Here is a 21,096-nt window from a genome sequence, read left to right as displayed (position 1 = left end):
CCACACCTGCATATGTCGCCAGCCGTGAAAATGTACCGACGGCTGGACCGACGCTGGTTAAATTGATCCCACAAAGTGGGATGTTGGAGCCGATGGTCCTACCGGATGGTTTATGGGATGACTTCTATCTCGCGCGTGCCCGCAAGATGTACGATATCGTCATCGTCGACGCATTCAACGGGAAAGAGCCGCCGCGGCGCTTTCTCACGCGCGATGCGCTCGTGAAGATGGGCCTGCGGAGCGGCAGCGCAACCCTCATCGCCGCGCGTTGGCGGGGCTCGCCCCACGGATCGTCTTCCCCTGCGGTGCCCCATCTCATGGGCGATACCCTCATCTTCTCGCAGCTATTCGGCAGCGGTGGGGGGGACGAGGAGCAGAATCTTTATCTCATCGCGTCTGCGACCCCGGCGAATCTGATTGGCCCGCAGGGGATCGCCGCCTGGCCGATCCCCGGAGCCTTGCCGGAGCACGCGCGCCCAGCCGCCACGGCTGTACCCGGCTCGCCAGCGTCGCGCCGGGTGACATTGCTCGGTTATCTGGTGCGCGCGCGAGAGGACGGAGCGCTTTGCATCGATTTGCCGCACTACGAGATGGGAGCGCAGCGCTATCGGCTCTCCGGCCCCGCCGTGGATGCGCTCACGAAGCTCCTGCCAAGCGGCGAGGCTGCGCCCACCGACGGAGATATCGGATCCGACGGCGATACGAAGGCGACGCTCCGTGATCTGCTCGGCGGCGGAGGGTTCAAGCGCTCGGACGTGAGGTTCTCGTCCGTGGTTGTCGCGGTCGAGGGGGACGCAGCGCTCGCCGCTGTCGTGCACCCGGACGCTGCGAGTGGCGTTCCGAAGGAGATCCGCGGGGACGCCCCAACCGACCCCCGCCTGCCCTTTGGCGGTGCACTCTACGATCTGGTGGTCGACAAGGTGCTTTTCACGTTCGATCGCTCTGCCTGGTCGAAGCAAAAAACAAAGCTATCGCCAATCGCCGCCCGCGCTGTGAAGGCGATCGGGGCGCATGACTTCGATGCCGCCGGAAAGAGCATCGTCGAGTACCTCGCGATCCTGCGGCGCGACCTCGGCCCGTTCGCGGAACAACTCGCGGCCTTTGCAGAGGTGTCGCGCGTGCAGAGGCAGATCGAACGCGAGAGCGCGGCGGTGCGGGCGGAGTCTGCGTTCGTGATCGCGAAGGCGTGCGACCGCGCCGGTCACGCCGCCGGGATCGATCGATTCACGAGCGCGAGCGAAGACGCGAAGGCGTTCGTGAGCGCGCTGCGTGGCTGCGCGCGGCGAGGCTACCGAGAGGCGCGGCAAAAGGAGAGCGGAGAGGGAGCGCGTACCGCGACGGCGCGTCTGTACGCGTTGCTGCAGGACGATATGCTCGAGGTACAACCGAACTCGGTAGATGGGCGTCGGATCGAGGCCGAAATAGCCGCGATCGAGAAGAGTGTGCCCGAAGTTCAGCCATTGCAAGAACCACCCAGGGAGACATTGGGCCCGTGAGTCACCGCCCGTGCTTGCCGGATTTGCTAAGGCCGGTTTCCTCGGCCTGGCGAAGCCCGGCCGATTCACCCCCGAGGCAAGACCACTTCGCGATCTTGCAGAGCGCTCAACGGCGCTCTCGTCAGGCCTCGAACCGCTCACGCGCGAGCAGCCGTTCCGCCAGCACGCGCGGCTCCTCCCGAAGCGGCGCCGTCGTGCGGAGCAGGCCCGTCATTCCGAAATCGACGCCCTTCATCGCCCATTCCGGCCCGAGCCCCGCCGCGAGCTCATGGCGGCTCGGCGCGGAGATCACGGGCCGCACGACCGTATCGGCCCAGGCCCAGCGCGGCATCTCGTACCGATAGCGGAACGAGCCGTCCGGCTCCTCGAATGCAAGGAGCAGCCGGCGCACGCCCTCCCCCGTCGCGCCGAGCTTCGCAAGCACGGCGCCCGGCGCCTCGGGCACGCCCGGCCCGTGGTGGAACACGCGGATCGGGCCGACGGCATAAGAAACCACGTCCCCCGCGTTCGCGCGCCGCTCGGCTTCGAGCAACGCGGAAAACGACGTCCCCCAGAGATCCTCGCGCGTCTCGATGTCGCGCACGAGCTCGCCGAGCGCGGCGAGCGCGATCGGGTACGCGCTCGCCTCGGGCTTCAGCGTGACCAGACGTCGGATCGCCATGTTGAGCCAGATCCCCCGCGTATCGGCCGGCCATTCCTCGAAATCGCCCGCCTCGGCCGCCGCGACGAGGAGCCCCGCGTGCGCCGCGGCCGCCTCCGGGTCGAGCAGCGACCAGACGGCGAGCACGCCATCCACGTCGAAATGGTTGTTCACGACGATGGCGGGCCCGTCGGCCGGTGAGGCCTCGTGGACGAACGCGAGCGCGATTTCGACGGAGGTATCGGCCTTGAAGGCTTTGGGCGTTCGATTCTTCGCCCAGTGGCTCAGATCGAGGGCCGCGCCCGCGACGAGCCCGTCGCAGGCGACCGCGCCTTCGGGCGCACGCTTGCCCATGGGGACGAACTCGAAATGTCGCGCGACCATGCGCGAAGGGTAGCACGGAAGGCGCGACCGAGCGGGGACACGGGCGGACGCACGCGGGCGCCCGATTGACGGGCGCGCTCGTGGGCTCGACATCCCCCGAGAGAGCCGCGGGCCTGCGCGGGAGGAGAGCGCCCATGAATCACGCGTGGACCACGTCGTTGTTCGCGGCCGGCACGATCGCCGGGATGCTCTGGGGCGCGCCGGTCGCCGCGGAGGTCGAGGACGTCGTGTTGCCGCTTCGGGGGAGTGATGTCCGCCTGAGGAACGTCGCGACGGGCCTTTGCATCGCGCTCACCGAGGAGCACACGGTTCGAACCTTGCCTTGCTCCGCGGACGTGTCCCGGCGCTGGAACCTGATGCCCCTCCGCAACGGCATGACGCAGATCCGATCCTGGAGCCCTGGGCGCACGGCCATGTGCCTGCATTCCCCCCCCGCGCCGAGCGAGGACGACCCGCTCATCTCCCTGGCCCCCTGCTTCGTCCCGCAATCCATGACCCTGTGGGAGATCCCCTTCTTCACGGATCCCGCGAGGATCTGCGTCCCGGATCAAACCCCGATGCTCTGCCTGGAGAGCGGCGATCCTGGCGAACCCCTCCGGTTGCGACGCGCGGGGAGCGGCGCGGAGCAGCTCTGGCAGGCCGTGCCTTGAGGGCTCACCCCCGCCGCGGGGCGAACGCGAACCCGACGAGCGGCGCGAGCGCGGCGAGGCCGAAGAAGAAGAACCCCTCGCCCCACGAGGGAGCGGTGAAAAAAGGCTTCGGCGAGAAACGGAGCGAGATGCCGAGGACGAGCCCGCAGAGCCAGATCCCCCCGACGACGTGGCTGAAGCGCCGGAAGCCTTTGCGGAAGAACCCCCGCACGAGGCAACCGAGCGCGGCGAGGGCGACCCCGAGCCCGACCCAGACGAAGGGCTGGTAGCGGGACGTCGGCTCGATGAGGAGCAGGAGCGTCACGACGAGGATCATCCCGAGGGCAACGAGCGTCGACGCGACCGCGGGCACGCCGAAGAGCCACGGACCCGGCGCCGCCCGCCTGGTTCCCTGCACGAGCCCGACGACACCGGCGACCAGCGGCGCGAACGCGAGGCACGCGAGGAGGACCACCGGCGCGGTGGCTCCGTCCGCCGCTTCGAGCAGCGACTGCGGGCCGCCGAACGGCAAGACGATCGGCGCGCAGAGCAGGAAGAGCGGCACGCCCGCGGCCATGGCCACGAGGCGATGGCGCTCCTCGGAGCGGTCGTTCGGCGCGTCGCGCGCATCTCCAGGGCCGGGGTTCATCGAGGAAGCGGGGATGCTACCACCCAAGCAGACGACCGGAAGAGGCGGGCGAAGGCGGAGGCGAAGGCGACGGGCACATTTTCCGCGCCGTCCAGACTCGACTCGGGTCTTCCCATCGACGCGTTGCGTCTGGTAAGTGATAACTTATCACTCCAGGAGGACGCGCTCATGCACGCCATCACGCACAACCCGCTGACCCTGCTCATCCTGCAGATGACCATGGTCGTCGCCTTGTCACGGCTGCTCGGCGCCTTCCTCCGGCGCATCGGCCAACCCATGGTGGTCGCCGAGATCACCGCCGGCATCCTCCTCGGCCCCTCGCTGCTCGGGTGGCTCGCGCCGGGCGTGATGGACACGGTCTTCCCCAAGGCCTCGATGTCCCTGCTCGGCATGCTCAGCCAGGTCGGGCTCGTGCTCTTCATGTTCCTCATCGGGCTCGAGCTCGACCCGAAGCTGCTCAAGAACCGCGGCCACGCCTCCGTGGTCATCAGCCACACGAGCATCATCGTCCCCTTCGCGCTCGGCGCCCTCGTGGCCCCGTGGCTCCGCAGCCGCCTCTCCGAGCCTGACGTCCCGTTCAGCTCCTTCACGCTGTTCATGGGCGTCGCCATGAGCATCACGGCCTTCCCGGTCCTCGCGCGTATCCTCGCCGAGCGCCGGCTGCTCCGGAGCAAGGTCGGCGCCCTGGCCATCACCTGCGCCGCCGTCGACGACGTGACGGCCTGGTGCCTCCTCGCCTTCGTCGTCTCCGCCGTGCGCGCGACCGGCATCGACGGCGCCGTCCGCACGACCGTGCTCGCCCTCGGCTACATTGCCGTGATGCTCCTCGTCGTGCGGCCCTTCCTCGCGCGGCTCGGCGCCCGGAGCGGGACGCAGCCCGTCAACCAGAACGTCGTCGCCCTCGCGCTCCTGCTCCTGCTCGTCTCCAGCATGGTCACCGAGGCCATCGGGATCCACGCGCTCTTCGGCGCCTTCGTCCTCGGCGCCGCCATCCCCAAGGACGGCGGCCTCGCCGAGGCGCTCGCCCACAAGCTCGAAGACCTCGTCGTGGTGCTGCTCCTGCCGCTGTTCTTCGCCTACAGCGGCCTGCGGACGCAGATCGGGCTGCTCTCGAGCCCCCAGCACTGGGCCATCTGCGGCTTGCTCATCTTCCTCGCGTGCGCCGGCAAGTTCGGCGGCAGCGCCCTCGCCGCGCGCTTCACCGGCCTCGGCTGGCGCGAGTCGAGCGCCATCGGCATCCTCATGAACACGCGCGGCCTGATGGAGCTCGTCGTCCTCAACATGGGGCTCGATCTCGGCGTCATCTCGCCCACGCTGTTCACGATGATGGTGCTGATGGCGCTCTTCACGACGTTCATCACGACGCCGCTGCTCCAGTACGTCTACCCGTTCGAGCGCTTCGCCAAGGAGGTCGCGGGGGCCCCCGAGGCGACGCCGATGCCCGTGGCGCAGGCGCCGGTCTTCACGATGGTCATGTGCCTCGCCGACGAGCGGACGGGGCCCGGGATGGTCACGCTCGGCAGCGCGCTCGGCGGGCCCGAAGCGGCCGAGCGGCTCTACGCCCTGCACCTCATCGAGCCCGACGATCGCGCCTCGTTCCTCCTCCGCCAGGAGCACGGGGGCGCAGCCGGCGAAGGCAAGGTGCTCGAACCGCTGCTCGCGCGGGCCAAATCGCTGACCTTGCCCGTGAAGCCCCTGAGCTTCGTCTCCGGCGAGCCCGCCGTCGACATCTGCCGCGTGGCCGAGGCCAAGCGCGCCGACCTCCTCCTGCTCGGCTGGCGCAAGCCGCTCATCGGCCGGTCGGCGCTCTCCGGGACGGTCGCCGAGGTCATGAAGCGCGCGCCCGCCGATGTCGGCGTGCTCGTGGATCGCGGCCTCACGCAGATCCGCCGCGTCCTCGTGCCCTTCCTCGGCGGCCCGCACGACCGGGCGGCCTTGCGCCTCGCCAAGCGGATCACGCACATCGCCGGGGCCGACGTGACGGTGCTGCACGTGGTCTCGCCGGAGCGGAGCGGGGGCAAGGGGCTCGGGGGGAAGGCGCGCATGGAGGAGGTCTTCCGCGAGCCCGGCGCCTCGGGCCAGGTGAGGTTCGAGGTCGTGGAGCACGACGTCCCCTCCCAGGCGGCGCTCGCCGAGGCCAAGCGCGGGTATGACCTGGTCATCGTGGGCGCGGGGGCCGAGTGGGGCCTGGAGGAGCGCCTGTTCGGGCTGCACTCCGAGCGGATGATCCACGCCTGCCCCGTCTCGCTCCTCGTGGTCCGCCAGCAGGGCGACGCCCGCGCGGCCGCGAGGGCCTCGCGCGCCGTGGTGGTCCCGGCGACGCAGGAACAAGCTCCCTCCTGAGCCTCCAAGAGAGAACGACATGCACCTCGGAGCGACGATCCGCCTGCTGCGCCTGGACGCAGGTTTCTCCCTGCGGGACCTCGCGCAGCGTATCGGCGTCTCGAGCGCGTACCTGAGCCGCGTCGAGCACGGCCACGACGCCGTCCCGACCCCGGATCGCCTGGAGGCCATCGCGCGCGAGCTCGGCGTGCCTCCGCATTTGCTCGTCGGGGCCGCGCACAAGGTGGGCCCCGCCATCGAGGGATACGCCGAGGAGGTGCCGAGCGCGGGCATGTTGTTCCTGGACATCGCGCGAAGGAGGCTCGGGCCGGCGGAGATCGCGCGCATCCGGGCGTTCGTGGCGCGGGAGTTCCCGGCGCCCGAGCATGCCGAGGCGCGCCCGTCGATCGCCCGGCTGCTCGCGCCCGAGCGCGTCATCCTGCAGCTCACCTGCCCCGGGCTCGAGGACGCGATCGAGATCGCGGCGAGCCGGCTGCCGCGTCCGCCCGGCGGACCGAGCGTGCAAGAGCTCGTGACGGAGATCCTCGCGCGGGAGCAGGCGGCCTCGGCGGCGCTCGGCGGCGGGGTGATGCTCCCGCACGGGGTCTTTGGGTCGATGCCACCGTCTGCGGTGCTGGTGACGCTGGCGCGGCCGATCTCGCTCCGCGAGGCGCCCGACGGCGTGCCGATCCGGCTGCTCCTGGTGCTGGTCCTCGGCGAGCCCTGCCGCAGGCACCTGGCCTTGCTCGCGCACGTCGCGCGCCTGTCGAGCGACGGCCTCGCGGATCGGATCGCCGCGGCGAAGAGCCCGGAGGAGGCGATCCGGGGCGTCGAGGAGATGGAGGACGGGGGCTAGGGTGGAGGCGGCCGGTCGAACGTAGGGCGGCGACTTCGTTCCAAGCGTACGTCAGGGCCGGCGATACCTGGGCCACCTCTTCCTCTTCATCCGTCGTGACATCGTCACTCTCAGGGAAGAGGCGGGGCGGCGAGGGCGAAATTGGTTCGGGCCTGGAAGGTTGTGGAGGCCGTGGTCCAGATCGTCCCGTCGAAGCGGGCGTGGATCAGGTCCCTGGTCCCTGTCGGGTCGACCATGTAGATGAGCTCGGCGACCTTCCCGTTGAGGCCGCGCGTCAAAGAAACCACGCTTCCAACATCGTTCGCGGTGCCGGAGACGTTGGTCGCGACGGACCACGAGTGGGTCGCCGGGTTGAGGATCCTGACCAGGACGTCGCTGTTGCTATCGACCCAGGCGAGCATGGCCCTGCCATCGGCGAGCGAGGTGAGCGACGGCCGGTAGCTGGTCGTGCCAATGGCGGTCGACGACAAGAGCCAACTGCTGGCGCTCACATCGCTGATCCGCGACTTGAGGTTGCCGGTGCTGTCCTGGAAGACGACGACAAGCCTTCCATCCTTGAGGCGCGTGATGACAGGCGGGCGGGCGATCGCGATATTCGTGACGACCGTGCTCCTCGTACTCCACGTGCCCATCTTCGATTGGTAGAAGAGATCCGGGTTGGCGCCCGTTTGATCTGCGTAAACCATGAACGGCGTCGAGGCGCCGACGAACGTGATGTCCGGGAAGGACAAGATCGAATTCGCTGTCGTCAGCGTGAGTGTCTGCACGCTCTCGGCCGTCGGGTTCCACGACGTACCATCGAATTGCGCGAATTGCATGGCCGTGGAGAACGCCCCAGAGTAACGCTGCCAGGCCGCAATGAACGTGCCGGTCGTGCCGACAGGCGAGAGGGCAGGCGGAGACTCGATGTTTTGGTCATTGACGTCCGCGACGTTGCTCCAGCCGGCGGCTTGTGTCCAGGTGATGTACCGAGCCTTGGAGCCATTTCCTTCGTCCCGCAGGATAGCCACGCCGGTCCCGGTCGTGGTCAGCGCCGCGTCGGGCGCTACCGTGGTATAGGAACCCGCCTTCACAGTGCTGCTCCACGTGGGGGTCGGACTGTCGGCGTTGAAGACGCCGAGGCGTGTGTCGGCCAATGACGACGCGACGAGCAGCAGCCGGCAAGGCCCGCACGCGGAGCCGCCGCAATCGATGCCCGTCTCGAAGCCGTTCTGCACGTTGTCGTAGCAGCTCGCGGGCGTGCAGGTGCTGTTCGTGCAATTCTTGCTCTGGCAATCGAGCGGCGTCACGCAGCTCTTGGTGTCGGCGCACCCTGAGCAAGAGCCGCCGCAATCCACGTCCGTCTCATCGCCGTTCTTGGTGCCGTCCGTGCAATCCAGCGCGGCGCACACCATGTTCCCCATGGGGCCGCTGCAGATGCCGCTCGCGCAATCGGTCGCCGTGAGGCACGCCTTGCCGAGGGAGCACCCCATGCAGGCCGGTCCGCCGCAATCGATGTCCGTCTCGTCCCCGTTCTTCGCGCCATCCAGGCAGCTCGCTTGGCAAATGTTGCCCGTACAAACGAGGCTTTGGCAATCCGAGGCGACCTTGCACTTCAGCCCTGTCGCGCATTGGTTGGGGCAATCGCCCCCACAATCCACGTCCGACTCAGTCCCGTTCTCGATCGCGTCGGTGCACGTGGAAGCCTGGCAGACCGCGCCCAGGCAGACCTTGCTCGCACAATCTTCATTGACGGCGCACGCCTTCTCCGCGTCGCAACGCGCGGCGCAATCCGGGCCGCCACAATCCACGTCCGTCTCGTTCCCGTTCGCAGTGCTGTCGGCGCACGTGGGTGCAGCACAAGTCAAATCCTGGCCGCAGACTTTCTCCTTGCAGTCTGTGCCAACGACGCACTTCTCGCCGCTCGAGCACCCGTCGCATTGCGGGCCGCCGCAATCGATGTCCGTCTCGCCGGGGTTCTGTGCGCCGTCGCTGCATGTTGCCGCCTGGCAGACGCCATCCTGGCAAGAAGCGCTCTGACAATCAACGCCGGTATTGCACTTTTTAAGATTCTCGCAGAGCGCCGGCTTGCAGGCTTCACCACAGTCGATATCGCTCTCGTTGCCGTTCAAGACACCGTCATCGCATTTCGGATCTGCGCAGGCACCGTCGCTGCAAATATTGCTCTCGCAATCGCTCGAGATCTTGCACGTCTTCCCGGTCGTACAGGGCTCGCAGTCCCCGCCGCCGCAGTCGATGTCCGTCTCCTCACCGTCGTGCTCGCCATTGGCGCAAGGTGTCTCCCCGCCGCTCCCCCCGGCACCGCCGGCGCCAGCACCGCCCTCGCCCCCTGCGCCCCCCACGCCTCCGCCGGAATCGGAGACGAGCTCGTACGGATCGTCATAACCGAGCACCATCCCGCAGCCCTGCGCGCCAAGCAATGCCAGGAAGAAGGCCCATTGCCTTCTACGCGTCTTCATCAGAACGCTCCTTTCGCGCCGAGGTACGCCCCACCCGGCCCCGCGTCGATCAGCAACGCGTCGAGCGCGCGCTTCTGCGCAGCGTCGCTCTTTTCCTTGCTGCCCCCGAGCAGGATCATCGTGATCCCCGCCCCGAGCCCCACCACCCCCACGCCGAGCCCCACTGTCGCTACGGTCGAGAACGTACGCCCGCGCAGCACCGCGTCGTAACCCGCCTCATTGCAGCGGAGGTTCTTACAGCCCGCCTCTACCTCCGATTTGTTTGCCACCGCCATTCCGCCCGTCACGCCAAACGCGACGAGCCCCGCGGCGCCGAGGCTCGCGAGGACAACCCCCGCTTTTCGCTTACCATCCATCCCGCTCGGCACTTCCGGCGGCGGCGCGACCGGCGAAGGCTTCACGGAGGGCTCGACCTTCGGCAGCTCCGCGACGGGCTTCGGCGCTTCGACCACAGGCAGCTCCAGCGTCACCGTCGCCTTCTTCCCCCGCTCGATCACGACGCGCTTCTCGACGGGCTTCGCGCCCGGTACCTCCAGCATGACGAGGTGCTCGCCCGGATCGATTGGCAAAAACATGCCGAGCACCGCCGCGCTGAGCTCCGTTCCGTCCCGCGATACCTTCGTGCCGGCAGGCGCTCCCTGAGGCAATGCTATCGAGAGTTCGGGAACCTCGGCAGAAAGCGCGTCCTTTTTCGCCTCAGCCTTCTTCGCCCGGTCGGCGTGCTTCACCTTCTGGTCCGCCTTCATCCCAGCGTAGGCGCGGAGGTAATCCTCGAAATGTGCCACTGCCGTTGCGATATGCCCGGCCTCCGCTTCGCAATCGGCGAGCACGTAGAGCGTCCCGGGCCGTGGATCGAGCCTCTGGCTCTCTGCGATCGCGGGGCACGCCGCGATGAAGTTACCGGCGTCGATCTGCTCGACGCCCTTCCTGAAGAGCGCCTCTGCCGCGACCACGTCTTGGGCCCACACCTCAACCCCCGGAACCGCCACGGCGAGGAAAAATGCTCCCGCGAGTCCAAATTTCTTCATCGAAGATTCCTCTCGCTCAATCCCTGATATAATCGCTGGACCCTGATTTCTTGGTGGATGCCGGCGCGATGGCTGGCAATCGCATTTTTGCAGGTGCGGTCTTGCCCCCGCCTGCCGGCGAGCCGGCGGGCGCCGCGTTCGTCGGCGCTTCGCTCGTCGCGCTTTGTGCTGATACAGGCGCCGCGGCCACCGGGACGACCTCGACCTCCGACGCCTCGACGACCGACACACTCCCGGGTGGAGCCGTCAGCAATTGGGTAGCCAACTCCATCGTCGCGCTCGTCGCCAGGGGGCCGGAAGGGCGCAAGAGCGCGAACGCGGCCCCGCAGAGCACCGCCGCAACGCCCACGAGCACGAGCACGACGACGGCCCTGTTCCGCTTTGATGCGTCAATACCGTTGACCAAGGAGCTTACCCCGAGGTATGTGCCCCCTTTGTCTGTAGCGCGCTCGAATTCAGGGTTCGACACGCTTCCACTCTTCGCGGCGTTATCGAGCAATACGGTCCCTTGCTCGAAGCTCTCCGCTCGTCGCAGCGCAGTCTGCGCGATTGCGACGTCCTTGGCTCCCTCGCTCAGATAACTTGGCGAAGGCGCGCGCGCCCCGGGCGAAGGCAGCCCGAGCGCGGACGCGAGCGCGTTGATCTGCGCGGAGGCCGAGTGAAATCTCTGTGCCGGCTCCATCGCCGCAGCTTGCTGGAACCAGGTATCGAACGCCGTCGGCAATACCACGCCCTGGCGAAGCGCCCGCGCTGTCGCTAGCTCCTGGGGGCCATTCGCGACGGCGGCGGCGAAGCCAAAGACGTTGCTGTTCGCTTTTTTCTCCTCCTCCCAATACGTGGCACCAACAAGCAGCTTGTATGCCATCATCGCGAGCGCGTACAGGTCCGTCGCGGGGGACACCGGCGATCCCGGCCTGAACTGCTCCGGCGCCATATACAGCGGCGTGCCGAGCGAGCGCGTCGCGTTGGCGTGCGTGCCGCCCTCCGCGATGAACTTCGCGATGCCGAAATCAAGCACTTTGATCTTCGGCGGACCGTCGTCCAGTTCGTTCAAGAACAGGTTCTCGGGCTTCAGGTCCCGGTGGACGATATTCGCCTTATGCGTCTTGTCGAGCGCGAGCGCAGTGTACCAGAGGTATTGCACCACCTCCTGAGGCAGCAGCCGGCCGAGGCGCTGGAGGCGCTTGCCGAGTTCCTCGCCGCGCAATAGCTCCATGACGAGGAAAGGCATTTGCGTCCCCTCGTCGATCCCGGCATCGAAGACATCGACAATGAACGCGCTGTCGATCTGCGCCGCTACGCGCGCCTCTTGTCGAAATCGATCGCGCAGTTCATCGCTCTGGACGAGGTGCGGCAGCATGACCTTGAGGGCGCGCCGACGCTCCGTCTCAAGGTGCACCACCTCATAGACGGCGCCCATCCCGCCCGCGGCGATGCACCGCACAACGCGGTATCGGCCCGCAAACGAACTCCCTTCAGGTAAGCTAACCAGCGACATCCCCGGACCTCACGAGCGCCGAACTATCCGTCAGTGTCCCCACAAATCACAGATGATGGAACATGGGCAAATTCTCGACATGAGGTCATGTCCCTATACGGGTGTCACTTTCAGAGTCCGCCCGGCGGATGCATCCGTCAGCTCAGCGCCTTGCACTCCGACCCTGAGGTTCGTCGCCGCGTGCAAGCACGAAGAGAGCGTGGGCGCGCCCACGAGGACCGCCTGCGCCGCGCCCTCGCCGCCCAGCCGGGCGAAAGGTAAGCGCACAGCCTCAATCCGCAACGCGAACGCACTGCCCGCGAGGACAAGCGTATCGTTGGTTACGGAAGCACATATGTTACAATGATATATTTACACGCCTCGAAGCGGCTGGATGCTAGAAATTATGCTTGCCTTGTTAGGTCTGTTAGGCTCTTCCGAGCGGTAACGCCCACACGTACGCCGTCATCGAGTGCCGCGAGGAGGAGACCGTGTCTAAATTACGTTTTGTTTTTGTAGGAACACTCGGCGCGATTCTCATCGGAGGGGCATGTTCACCTGCCGGCCAGGATTTCGAACAGGCGGAGCAGGGCGACTCAGACGACAGCCTTCTCACCGAGCATGGGAGGATTCGGTTCGACCTCCAGGAACTCCTCGACCGCGAATATGCGGAGCGCTTGGCGGCCAAGCCCCATAGCGATGTTCGAGGGGAGGTGCTCGATACGGAGGGGAACCCGCTCCAGGACGTCTCCGTCAGGATCGCAGGCAAGGTTGCGAAGACGGATGCGCGCGGCGGCTTCGTCGTGCCCGCGGTCCCCTACGGGACGTTCGTCGTGAGCTTCGAGCACGAAGAGTACGTGTTCAACCAGCAGATCATGACCAACAAGCTGGACAATACGCCGACGCTCTTCGGCCGTATGCGCGCCCGCGCGCCTTCGCGCACCTTCAACGCGGATGTGGTCAGCGAAATCCACGAAGGCTCGTTGTCGCTGAAGTTCGAGCCGGGTGACTTGGTCCTCAGGGATACGGGCAAGCCGGTCCACGGGAACGTCGATATCCGCGCGACGACGATCGAGCCCGGCAAGCCGGGGCATATGGCTGCCTCGCCCGCGCCGCTCGCAGGCGTGGACACGAACGGCAAGGTCACCGCCCTCTTCTCCGCTGGCATGCTCGAGGTCGAGCTGTCGCAGAAGGGCCGCCACGTCCAGGTGCGACCCGGCGCCACGGTCGATATCGAGATGAAGGTGCCCGAAGGCGTCAACCTCGGCGATGCGCAGAGCATCCCGATGTGGCACCACGACACCGAGCACGGCATCTGGATTCAGGAGCCGGGCCTCAGCGCGTCGTTCAAGACATCCGACAAGGGCCGCGTGGCCACGGTGGCGCTGCCTCATTTCAGCGCTTGGAACCTGGACATGGCGAACCCCTCCATCTGCACCTATATCTTCCTCCCAGGCGCCGAGAGCATTCGCACGGTCAGCGTCTCCGCCGCCGACGGCGTCGAGGATGAAATCTGGACGATGACCGGCGAGTGCCAAGGTGGCATGTGCGTGGTAAACGCGCCTAGCAAATGGGCCGGCGGCAACGTCGCGTTCAAATACAAAGTCTACGTGGCGAGCGGCAGCTCTGCCGTTGCGAGCCAGTGGTGCGATCTCGAGCTCAACTTTAACCCCAACATTGTGGTGAATCCACCTACGACTGTCACCATGAATGGGTTCCAGCTCGGGGATTATGCGGCGATTGTCGGGGCGACCTACAACGCCAGCAGCTTCTGCGGCACCTGGGGCGCGGTGACCGGCTCCCCTGGTGGTGGAGGCTATTGGACCATGGTCTTGCAAGGCGCCTACGACGCCGCTATGAACACGGAGAACGCAGTGGTGCTGACCCCGGCCTACAAAACCGACGGGAGTGCTCTCGCCGAGACGCTCAAGTGCCTGTCCGATCCCCCGTCGCTCGTCGCCCCCGATCCGGGGCTCGTCTCCATGTCCATGAACGCGAAGGACCCGAACAAATTCCAGGACGTGGATCGGGACAGCGCGCCCGATATCATCGACGCGTGCCCGGGCCGGAGCAACGCGAACGCGTGCAAAGCAAGCTGCTACGTGCCGCCCGTGTCGCCCGACTTGCCAGCCCCGTTGACGGACAAAGACCGCGACACGGTCCATAACTTCTGCGATAACAAGATGAGCATCTACAACCCCTCTCAATACAACGGGCTGTAGATCGCGCTCACGCTCGTATCGCAGCGCCATCTCGCGAAACAGGACCGCCGAGGCGCCGAGGCCGAGTCTACCTCGTTGGAGCATCCGCGCGATCGGCGGTCCGACGAAAACGAGCCAAGGTTACCCCAGTACCCCCGGAGCGCCTCCACCACGTCGAAGACGAGGACCGGGAAGAGGGGTGTACGCCGCCAGCGATGGTGCCCGGGATCCAGCCACGACCGGAGCGAAGTCCCCCTCGCAGATGTCGGCGATGTTCCCGCGTTCGGCCGTTTCCTGCCCCCTGGGGATGCTACGTGGAGATGGCGGGGGGCCCCATCACGCCGCCCAGCGGGATGGCAAACGCGAACGTGCTGCCCTTGCCGACGGCGCTCTCGACCCAGATGCGGCCCCGTGCCGCTCCACGATGGCCTTGGCGAGGAAGAGCCCGAGGCCCAGGCCCACGTACGAGCCGCTTTGCACGCCGATGTTCAGCACGCGGTAGAAGCGATCGAAGATGTGCGGCAGCGCATCCACCGGGATGCCAGGGCCCGCGTCATGCACGCGCACGACGCCCTCCTCGTGCCCTTCGGCCCGGAGCGTGAGCGTCACCGGTCGGTCCGGAGCCGAGTACTTGATCGCGTTCGACAGCAGGTTCGCCACGACCTGGCCGAGCCGCTCCTCGTCGGCGACGACGGGGACGGGCGTGTCCGGCAGATCGAGCACCAACGCGCGATGGCTCACCTGGCTCAATTCGTTGGCGGCATGCCGGCAGATCTGGCCGAGATCGCAGCGCGTGGTGTGGATCGTGAGCTTGCCCTCGGTGATGGCGGAGACGCTGAGCATGTCGTTCACGAGGCGCGTCATGCGGTCGATCGATCGGTGAAGCCCCGCGAGGCGCGCGGCCAGCGGGGAGCCCTGGGCCGCGAGCTCACGCTGGCAGAGCTGGACGTTGAGCTTGAGGCCGGTGAGCGGGGTGCGCAGCTCGTGGGAGGCGAGGCCGAGGAAGACGTCCTTGAGTCGCGACTCGGCGCCCTCGCGGCGCGCACGGGCGAGCTCCAGGTGGGTGCGCACGCGGGCGCGGAACTCGCGGCCGGAGAAGGGCTTGACGAGGTAATCGTCGGCGCCCGCGCCGAGCGCGCCGATGGTCGCGTCCTCCCCGCCGCGGGGGGAGATGAGGACGATGGGGATCTCGCGCGTCGTTGGGTCGGCGCGGAGCGCGTGTACCACGTCGAGGCCGTTTCCGTGGGGCATGGCCACGTCGGAGAGCGAGATCGGTGGGCTCGAACGAGACCGCGGCGCGGCCGGCGTCGACGCGCGTGAAGCTGAGCAGCGCGGTGACGTAGCGCAAGACGCGGTAGGCGCTGCGCCGGACGCCCTGGAGCTGGGTGCGCTGCACGGACGAAAGGGGCTCGACCTCGTCGAGCAGATCCTCGACGGGGCCGATGAGGAGCGTGACCAGGGTGCGGAACTCGTGGGTGCTCTCGTGTACTGGTTCCCTTCCTGATCGAATACCTGTCGATCTTGCGGGCGGAAGCAGCGGCATCGGTGCGACGCGAGCCGGGCGTTATCAGCATCTTTCCGATGCAACAGGAAGAAACCCCGACCCAGATCCGTATTTGGGAGGTCTACGCGAGCAGGGCTGCGTACGAGGCGCACCTGCGGACGCCGCACTTCAAACATTACGAGACCACGACCCAGCCCATGGTGAAGTCCCTCCGGCTGGTGGACATGACCGCGCTGGATCCCCGCGCCATGCCGGCCATCCTCAGGAAGCTGAATGGGTAGAGCGCGTCGCTTCGCGCGTTCGCGAGAATCCTGGGAACTCGCGCCGCCTCCCAGGCGTCTGCCCCCTCCCGCGAGGTACCGCTCATGCTCCAGCCGAACGCCGCCGCCCCCGCTTCCGCCGCCGCTCCCGCTTCCGCCGCCGCCCCCGCTTCCGCCGCCGCTCCCGCTTCCGTCGCCGCCCCCGCTTCCGCCGCCGCTCCCGCCCCCGCTCCCGCTCCCGCTCCCGCCTTCGCGCCCGGCCGCGTTCCGCGCCTCTCGCTCCCGTACGCCGTCCTCGGCGCCGTCGGCGGATGGATGGCCGCCGACTTCTTCCGCGTCGGCGCCCTCAAAGCCATGGACGCCGGCCTCCGCCCCTCGTTCGTCGTCGTCACCCCGCTCTGCGCCCTCCTCCTCGGCGTCCTCGTCCAGCCCACCGTCCAATGGCCCCGCCGCGCCGCCGCGTTCTTCGCGGCCGCCGTGGGCGTCCTCTCGGCGGGGCTCCTCGGCGGCGCGCTCATCGGCGTCATGCGCTGGTCGCGCTGGGGCCTCGGCGAGGGCGCGGCCACGGGGTTCGTCTGCGCGCTCGGGTTCTTGCCTGCCTTTGCCCTCGTCCTCGCCGCTGCCCGCCGCGTCGGCCGCGCCCGGCCCGGCTCCCTCGTCGATCGCGCCGATCGCCGCGCCGTCTGGCTCGCCGTTGCCGTCAGCGTCGCCCTCGGCACCCTCGCCGCCCTGCCCGATTGGAACGTCTTCCCCACCGACGTCCGCCCCTCCCTCGAAGTCTCGCGCACCCTCGGCCTCGCCGCGGTCGCCGCCATCGTCGCGCTTTGCCTCGGCGACGCCGTCGCCCTCGTCCGTGCGCTCCGCGTCGAGCGCCTCCTGCCCGTGATGCGCTCCGCGTCCGGGGACGACCCGCGTGTCGCCTGGTCGCCGCGCAAGCTCGATCTCGGCCTCGGCGACGAGACGCGCGCGTCGGTGCTCTCGGCCGCCGTCGTTTATCGCGAGCACGACCGGGTCCTCTCCGTCGTCCGCGGCAATCCGCGGGACGCGCGCCGCGCCCTCCTCGGCGCGTTTGCTTGGGGCATCGTCGCCCTCGGCGTGGGCGGCGCTTGCGTCAGCCTCACGGGCGCGCGCACCGCGAGCGCGGCCGAAACGCAGCCGCCCGCTCCGATCGCCGCCGAAGCACGATGACCTTTCGTGCACCTGCCTTGCGCCTCCCCGATCCTCCGTGCCACCTTCGTGCCGGAGGATCCTGATGCCTGCATCCTTTTCCCCCGTCCGCCTCGGCCGTAGCCCCCTCGATGTCGTGCCCCTCGGGCTCGCGTCGACCTACGGCGCCAAGGGGAGCGACGTCGAGTACGCCTTCGAGCGCGGGCTCGACTTCTTTTACTGGGGCTCCTACCGCACGCCCGATTTCGGCGCGGCCTTGAAGCGCCTCGGCAAGCGCTCGCGCGAGCGGATGAAGGTCGTCATCCAGAGCTACGCGCGCTCGCCGGCCGGCATCGGCAAATCGCTCGAAAAGGCGCTACGCCAGCTCGAAATGGATCACGCGGACGTCCTGCTCCTCGGCTGGTGGAACCTCCCGCCGAAAGAGGAGATCCTCGACGCCGCCGCGGACCTCGTGCGCCGAGGCCGCGCGCGTGCGCTCATGATCTCTTGCCACAACCGCCCCGCGTTCAAGAACTTCGCCCGGGATCCGCGCATCGATCTCCTGATGATCCGTTACAACGCGGCGCACCCCGGCGCCGACAAGGACGTCTTTCCGCACCTGCCGGATCCGCGCCCTGGCATCGTCACGTACACCTCGACCTCGTGGGGCCAGCTCCTCGACCGCAAGCTCGTCCCCGCGGACGAGCGTTTGCCACGCGCGGCGGATTGTTACCGGTTCGCCCTCTCGAACCCGAACATCGGCGCCTGCTGGGCGGGCGCGAAGGACGCGGCGCAGCTCGACGAGGCCCTGAAGGCGCTCGAAGAGGGGCCGATGAGCGAGGAGGAGCTCGCGTGGATGCATCGGATCGGGGCGCGGGTGCGGGAGACGACGCAGCTCCAGGCGCGCGGGATGGGGATCGCGGATCGGCTGGTCAACCTCTACTCGGGTTTCGGATTCCGCACGACATCGGAACTGGGCGAACGCTGACCGGACCGTGATAACGTGGGGGGCATGAACGACTGGTTGCATGCGACCCCCTCGGCGCTGCGCGGCAAGCGCGCATTTCGGCTTGGCCTCGCGGCGAACTACGGCATCGACGAGGACGGCGTGCGCGCCGCGATCGATCGGGGCGTGAACGTCTTCTTGTGGACCACGGGGAACAAGGGGATGCGCGCGCCCGTCAAGGCGGCGATGGGCACGCGGCGCGACGCGATGTCGGTGATTGGCTTCGCGAAGATCGGCTGGTTCGGCTGGGGCGTGCGTTCGGGCGCCGAAAAGCTCCTGCGCGAGCTCGGCACCGATCACCTCGACGTGTACCTGCTCGGCTGGCTCGGCACGGGCTCGGCGTGGACGGAGGCGACACAAAAGGAGCTGCTCCACCTGCGTGAGAGCGGCAAGGTCCGCTCGATCGGCGTGAGCATTCATGACCGCCCGCGCGCAGGGACGCTCGCCGCGGACTCGCCGCTCGACCTCTTGATGTTGCGGTACAACGCGGCGCACCCGGGCGCCGAGCGCGACGTGTTTCCGCACGTGAAAGACCATGCGCCCTCGGTGCTCGCGTACACGGCGACGGCGTGGCGGAAGCTCCTGAAGCGCCCGAGCGGCTGGGACGGGCCGGTGATGAGCGCGGGCGACTGTTATCGATTCCAGCTCTCGAGCCCGCACGTGGACATGGCGCTGACGGGGCCGAAGAACCGGGCCGAGCTCGAGGACAATCTCGCGGCGGTCGAAAAAGGGCCGCTCAGCGAGGACGAGGCGAAGTGGATGCGGGCGTTCGGGCGGAAGGTGCACGGGTAAGGGGAGCACCGAGATCTGCCAGCACGGCTTCTGGCTTCTGGAAGGGCCGTGGACCATCGCGGCTGTACCTGATAGCCTGCGGCGCCCGCATATTGAAGCGCAGGGCGTGGGGGGACGTCATGGGCCAAATGATTCTGGGGTTGGGCGCGCTCCTCTTGTCTGGGACGTTTGGCGAAAGATCCGTCGCGTTCGGCTCGCCGCAAGAGGCTGGATGGTTGTCTGTAACGATTGCAGCACAAGCGAGGTTGCGGGACACAGCAATCCAAGCCGAGACGTGTAGCGTTTGCGAGTCGAATTGTTATCGAATCTATGAGCTTCTGTCGCGAGAGTGTGCAGACAAACGAAAGTACAGAACGAAGCTGCAACAAAGCTTGTGCCGTGGGGCGGCATCGGAGGAACACGGGCGTTGCTTGAAGCAGTGTAACCACAACAAGTGAGCACGGAACATCTCGACCGCTCGCAAAACCTACACCGAAACAAAGAGAAACGCCATGACAGCGACGCCCCCCATCGGTCTCGATCCCATCGCGGAACGCGAACTCGAGTATCGGGACACGCCCGACGCTCCTGTGCGAAAGGCTGTCATCAGGATCGGGAGGCCTCGACACGTGCCACCACCTCCAGGGGAGGAAGACTTGACGGCTGACTACTGGGTTTGCCCCTACGAGATCACGATCGAGGAGGGAAATGTCCGCTCATCGCACGCCTACGGCGCAGATTCGATCCAGGCATTACAGCTTGCCATTTCCAAGATCGGAGTGGAATTGCGGCATCTTTTCCCCGGACATTTCACGATGGACGGCAACTCCGAAATAGGCTTTCCGGTGATCGACAATGGCGTGACGTAAACTGGGCCCGCGTGCGGGGACGCTCGCCGCGGACTCGCCGCTCGACGTTTTGATGCTGCGTTCCAACGCGGCGCACCCGGGCGCCGAGCGCGACGTGTTTCCGCACGTGAAAGACCATTCCCCCTCGGTGCTCGCGTACACGGCGACGGCGTGGCGGAAGCTCCTGAAGCGCCCGAGCGGCTGGGATGGGCCCGTGATGAGCGCGGGTGACTGTTATCGATTCCAGCTCTCGAGCCCGCACGTGGACCTGGCGCTGACGGGGCCGAAGAACCGGGCCGAGCTCGAGGACAACCTCGCGGCGGTCGAAAAAGGGCCGCTCAGCGAGGACGAGGCGAAGTGGATGCGGGCGTTCGGGCGGAAGGTGCACGGGTAGGGGCGGCGCCGACGGAAGAGGCGACGCCCCCTCGCGCGCAAGGTCACGGGCGGATGCGCGTGATGAGGACCTCGTGTCCGCGCGTCTTCTTGAACGTTGCCCTGAAGGTCGCCTCTCCTGGCTTCACGGATTCAACACAATAAAAGGTTTCGTTGAGCAGCAGGCAATCGCCGACGCTCATCGTGAAGCCTAGCGGAGGCGTCGGGTGCGTTGTCCATCGGGGATCCTCTTTGGGCCATCCTTCGAGGTCCACCGCCGGAAGCCCACAAACGTACTTCAGGCCCACGAACGGAGGATCCTGGTGGTAGGCCGCATGGGTCATCTTCATGTGGCAATCTTCCACATGCGCGACCTGCTCATACCGCAGGACGAACTGCGGAGGTTCCTCGCGGCCGCACGAAATCGACATGACGGAGAACACAAAGGGGGCAACGAAAGCGCGCCGCATGGTAGGCCTCCAACTCGAGTCACTTGCATTGCAGCCAATCATAACTTCGACAGTCGTCGCATTTTTTGAACGTATCATTGCAACAATCTGCGCAACTTATTGGGGCGCGAAACTGGTCGCAACGGTTGAAGCAGGTGTCTCTACCCACGGCACAATCCTCGGTGCTGGGACACTTCGGCTCCATTTTTTCATCGATGCAGCCCTGCGAGAGGGCCGCCAGCAGGAAGAGCAGGTGAAAGTTTCGCACATTTCGCCTCTGTCGTCAGCCTACCCCCCTTCCAAAACAACGTCAATACGCGCCCGACTGTTATCGATTCCAGCTTTCGAGCCCGCACGTGGACCTGGCGCTGACGGGGCCGAAGAACCGGGCCGAGCTCGAGGACAATCTCGCGGCGCTCGAAAAAGGGCCGCTCAGCGAGGACGAGGCGAAGTGGATGCGGGCGTTCGGGCGGAAGGTGCACGGGTAGACGGTCTCGCGTCCGAGCCTTCGGCATTCGTGTCCGAGCCTTCGGCGTTCGCGTACGAGCCTTCGGCGTTCGCGTCCGAGCCTTCGGCGTTCGCGTACGAGCCTTCGGCGT

The 21,096-nt window shown here is 67.2% G+C and carries 20 protein-coding genes; 13 read left to right on the top strand and 7 right to left on the bottom strand.

The window, feature by feature from the left end; genetic code table 11:
• Positions 1 to 92: 92 nt before the first annotated feature.
• Positions 93 to 1,496, top strand: a complete 1,404-nt coding sequence (locus tag E8A74_RS47240) for a hypothetical protein (RefSeq protein ID WP_136935760.1) — start codon at positions 93 to 95, stop codon at positions 1,494 to 1,496.
• A 121-nt stretch (positions 1,497 to 1,617) separates the two neighbouring features.
• Here the strand turns inward: E8A74_RS47240 and E8A74_RS47235 are convergent, their stop codons facing one another.
• Complete coding sequence (locus E8A74_RS47235) at positions 1,618 to 2,520, bottom strand: DUF6687 family protein (protein ID WP_136935759.1); 903 nt, start codon at positions 2,518 to 2,520, stop codon at positions 1,618 to 1,620.
• A gap of 134 nt (positions 2,521 to 2,654) precedes the next feature.
• Here E8A74_RS47235 and E8A74_RS47230 point away from each other — a divergent pair, with 134 nt between their 5' ends.
• Positions 2,655 to 3,170 carry an RICIN domain-containing protein gene (locus tag E8A74_RS47230; protein ID WP_136935758.1) on the top strand — a complete coding sequence of 172 codons (516 nt, stop codon included), beginning with the start codon at positions 2,655 to 2,657 and terminating at the stop codon, positions 3,168 to 3,170.
• Positions 3,171 to 3,174: 4 nt separating this feature from the next.
• Here the strand turns inward: E8A74_RS47230 and E8A74_RS47225 are convergent, their stop codons facing one another.
• Positions 3,175 to 3,798: a hypothetical protein gene (locus E8A74_RS47225; protein ID WP_136935757.1), complete on the bottom strand. Its 624-nt coding sequence runs from the start codon at positions 3,796 to 3,798 to the stop codon at positions 3,175 to 3,177.
• Between the two features lie 168 nt (positions 3,799 to 3,966).
• On the opposite strand from E8A74_RS47225, the gene E8A74_RS47220 reads away from it, so the two are divergent.
• Together E8A74_RS47220 and E8A74_RS47215 are read left to right on the top strand one after the other, a co-directional pair.
• Positions 3,967 to 6,141: a cation:proton antiporter domain-containing protein gene (locus E8A74_RS47220; protein ID WP_136935756.1), complete on the top strand. Its 2,175-nt coding sequence runs from the start codon at positions 3,967 to 3,969 to the stop codon at positions 6,139 to 6,141.
• A gap of 19 nt (positions 6,142 to 6,160) precedes the next feature.
• Positions 6,161 to 6,976, top strand: coding sequence for a helix-turn-helix domain-containing protein (locus E8A74_RS47215; RefSeq protein ID WP_136935755.1), 816 nt, complete (start codon positions 6,161 to 6,163; stop codon positions 6,974 to 6,976).
• Positions 6,977 to 7,086: 110 nt separating this feature from the next.
• On the opposite strand, the gene E8A74_RS47210 is transcribed toward E8A74_RS47215, so the two are convergent.
• From E8A74_RS47210 to E8A74_RS47195, 3 genes are read right to left on the bottom strand one after another with little or no spacing between them, the layout of a single operon-like run.
• Complete coding sequence (locus E8A74_RS47210) at positions 7,087 to 9,435, bottom strand: hypothetical protein (RefSeq protein WP_170229917.1); 2,349 nt, start codon at positions 9,433 to 9,435, stop codon at positions 7,087 to 7,089.
• A complete protein-coding gene (locus E8A74_RS47200) occupies positions 9,435 to 10,463 on the bottom strand; it encodes an outer membrane protein assembly factor BamD (RefSeq protein ID WP_136935753.1) in 1,029 nt (342 codons plus the stop codon). Before E8A74_RS47200 ends, E8A74_RS47210 begins: the two co-directional genes overlap by 1 nt.
• A 16-nt stretch (positions 10,464 to 10,479) precedes the next feature.
• A complete protein-coding gene (locus E8A74_RS47195) occupies positions 10,480 to 11,961 on the bottom strand; it encodes a serine/threonine protein kinase (RefSeq protein WP_136935752.1) in 1,482 nt (493 codons plus the stop codon).
• Positions 11,962 to 12,431: 470 nt separating this feature from the next.
• Between E8A74_RS47195 and E8A74_RS47190 the strand changes: the two genes are divergently transcribed.
• The gene (locus tag E8A74_RS47190) at positions 12,432 to 14,162 is read left to right on the top strand and encodes a carboxypeptidase-like regulatory domain-containing protein (protein ID WP_136935751.1); all 1,731 of its coding nucleotides are present in this window, start codon (positions 12,432 to 12,434) and stop codon (positions 14,160 to 14,162) included.
• Positions 14,163 to 14,477: 315 nt separating this feature from the next.
• Here E8A74_RS47190 and E8A74_RS47185 read toward each other — a convergent pair whose 3' ends face one another.
• Complete coding sequence (locus tag E8A74_RS47185) at positions 14,478 to 15,392, bottom strand: hybrid sensor histidine kinase/response regulator (protein ID WP_136935750.1); 915 nt, start codon at positions 15,390 to 15,392, stop codon at positions 14,478 to 14,480.
• Here E8A74_RS47185 and E8A74_RS47180 point away from each other — a divergent pair.
• From E8A74_RS47180 to E8A74_RS47150, 7 genes are all read left to right on the top strand, one after another.
• Positions 15,391 to 15,645, top strand: coding sequence for a hypothetical protein (locus E8A74_RS47180; protein ID WP_136935749.1), 255 nt, complete (start codon positions 15,391 to 15,393; stop codon positions 15,643 to 15,645). The two genes, E8A74_RS47185 and E8A74_RS47180, sit on opposite strands and share 2 nt — an antisense overlap.
• Positions 15,630 to 15,926, top strand: coding sequence for a putative quinol monooxygenase (locus tag E8A74_RS47175; RefSeq protein WP_136935748.1), 297 nt, complete (start codon positions 15,630 to 15,632; stop codon positions 15,924 to 15,926). The genes E8A74_RS47180 and E8A74_RS47175 overlap by 16 nt, the downstream gene beginning before the upstream one ends.
• An 84-nt stretch (positions 15,927 to 16,010) precedes the next feature.
• Positions 16,011 to 17,093 carry a hypothetical protein gene (locus tag E8A74_RS47170; protein WP_136935747.1) on the top strand — a complete coding sequence of 361 codons (1,083 nt, stop codon included), beginning with the start codon at positions 16,011 to 16,013 and terminating at the stop codon, positions 17,091 to 17,093.
• A 64-nt stretch (positions 17,094 to 17,157) separates the two neighbouring features.
• Complete coding sequence (locus E8A74_RS47165; RefSeq protein WP_136935746.1) at positions 17,158 to 18,039, top strand: aldo/keto reductase; 882 nt, start codon at positions 17,158 to 17,160, stop codon at positions 18,037 to 18,039.
• 24 nt (positions 18,040 to 18,063) lie between these two features.
• On the top strand, positions 18,064 to 18,849 hold the full coding sequence (locus E8A74_RS47160) for an aldo/keto reductase (RefSeq protein ID WP_136935745.1): 786 nt from the start codon (positions 18,064 to 18,066) through the stop codon (positions 18,847 to 18,849).
• Positions 18,850 to 19,340: 491 nt separating this feature from the next.
• On the top strand, positions 19,341 to 19,697 hold the full coding sequence (locus E8A74_RS53530; protein ID WP_170229919.1) for a DUF6968 family protein: 357 nt from the start codon (positions 19,341 to 19,343) through the stop codon (positions 19,695 to 19,697).
• 52 nt (positions 19,698 to 19,749) lie between these two features.
• Positions 19,750 to 20,070: an aldo-keto reductase family protein gene (locus E8A74_RS47150; RefSeq protein ID WP_232380057.1), complete on the top strand. Its 321-nt coding sequence runs from the start codon at positions 19,750 to 19,752 to the stop codon at positions 20,068 to 20,070.
• 43 nt (positions 20,071 to 20,113) lie between these two features.
• Here the strand turns inward: E8A74_RS47150 and E8A74_RS47145 are convergent, their stop codons facing one another.
• On the bottom strand, positions 20,114 to 20,479 hold the full coding sequence (locus tag E8A74_RS47145; RefSeq protein WP_170229918.1) for a hypothetical protein: 366 nt from the start codon (positions 20,477 to 20,479) through the stop codon (positions 20,114 to 20,116).
• Between the two features lie 374 nt (positions 20,480 to 20,853).
• On the opposite strand from E8A74_RS47145, the gene E8A74_RS55770 reads away from it, so the two are divergent.
• Positions 20,854 to 20,985 carry a hypothetical protein gene (locus E8A74_RS55770; RefSeq protein ID WP_269749941.1) on the top strand — a complete coding sequence of 44 codons (132 nt, stop codon included), beginning with the start codon at positions 20,854 to 20,856 and terminating at the stop codon, positions 20,983 to 20,985.
• Positions 20,986 to 21,096: the final 111 nt, after the last annotated feature.

Origin of the sequence: Polyangium fumosum (assembly GCF_005144585.1) — a bacterium.
GTDB classification, from domain to species: Bacteria; Myxococcota_A; Polyangia; order Polyangiales; family Polyangiaceae; genus Polyangium; species Polyangium fumosum.
Note: the sequence above shows the minus strand (reverse complement) of the source record. Positions and strands in the feature narration are given on the sequence as shown.

Bases quoted from the DNA above. Each gene is read 5' to 3' on its own strand.
- E8A74_RS47240 (WP_136935760.1), top strand. From the start codon at position 93: ATGGTCCTACCGGATGGTTTATGGGATGACTTCTATCTCGCGCGTGCC.
- E8A74_RS47235 (WP_136935759.1), bottom strand. From the start codon at position 2,520: ATGGTCGCGCGACATTTCGAGTTCGTCCCCATGGGCAAGCGTGCGCCC.
- E8A74_RS47230 (WP_136935758.1), top strand. From the start codon at position 2,655: ATGAATCACGCGTGGACCACGTCGTTGTTCGCGGCCGGCACGATCGCC.
- E8A74_RS47225 (WP_136935757.1), bottom strand. From the start codon at position 3,798: ATGAACCCCGGCCCTGGAGATGCGCGCGACGCGCCGAACGACCGCTCC.
- E8A74_RS47220 (WP_136935756.1), top strand. From the start codon at position 3,967: ATGCACGCCATCACGCACAACCCGCTGACCCTGCTCATCCTGCAGATG.
- E8A74_RS47215 (WP_136935755.1), top strand. From the start codon at position 6,161: ATGCACCTCGGAGCGACGATCCGCCTGCTGCGCCTGGACGCAGGTTTC.
- E8A74_RS47210 (WP_170229917.1), bottom strand. From the start codon at position 9,435: ATGAAGACGCGTAGAAGGCAATGGGCCTTCTTCCTGGCATTGCTTGGC.
- E8A74_RS47200 (WP_136935753.1), bottom strand. From the start codon at position 10,463: ATGAAGAAATTTGGACTCGCGGGAGCATTTTTCCTCGCCGTGGCGGTT.
- E8A74_RS47195 (WP_136935752.1), bottom strand. From the start codon at position 11,961: ATGTCGCTGGTTAGCTTACCTGAAGGGAGTTCGTTTGCGGGCCGATAC.
- E8A74_RS47180 (WP_136935749.1), top strand. From the start codon at position 15,391: ATGGCCACGTCGGAGAGCGAGATCGGTGGGCTCGAACGAGACCGCGGC.
- E8A74_RS47185 (WP_136935750.1), bottom strand. From the start codon at position 15,392: ATGCCCCACGGAAACGGCCTCGACGTGGTACACGCGCTCCGCGCCGAC.
- E8A74_RS47170 (WP_136935747.1), top strand. From the start codon at position 16,011: ATGCTCCAGCCGAACGCCGCCGCCCCCGCTTCCGCCGCCGCTCCCGCT.
- E8A74_RS47165 (WP_136935746.1), top strand. From the start codon at position 17,158: ATGCCTGCATCCTTTTCCCCCGTCCGCCTCGGCCGTAGCCCCCTCGAT.
- E8A74_RS47160 (WP_136935745.1), top strand. From the start codon at position 18,064: ATGAACGACTGGTTGCATGCGACCCCCTCGGCGCTGCGCGGCAAGCGC.
- E8A74_RS53530 (WP_170229919.1), top strand. From the start codon at position 19,341: ATGACAGCGACGCCCCCCATCGGTCTCGATCCCATCGCGGAACGCGAA.
- E8A74_RS47150 (WP_232380057.1), top strand. From the start codon at position 19,750: ATGCTGCGTTCCAACGCGGCGCACCCGGGCGCCGAGCGCGACGTGTTT.
- E8A74_RS47145 (WP_170229918.1), bottom strand. From the start codon at position 20,479: ATGTCGATTTCGTGCGGCCGCGAGGAACCTCCGCAGTTCGTCCTGCGG.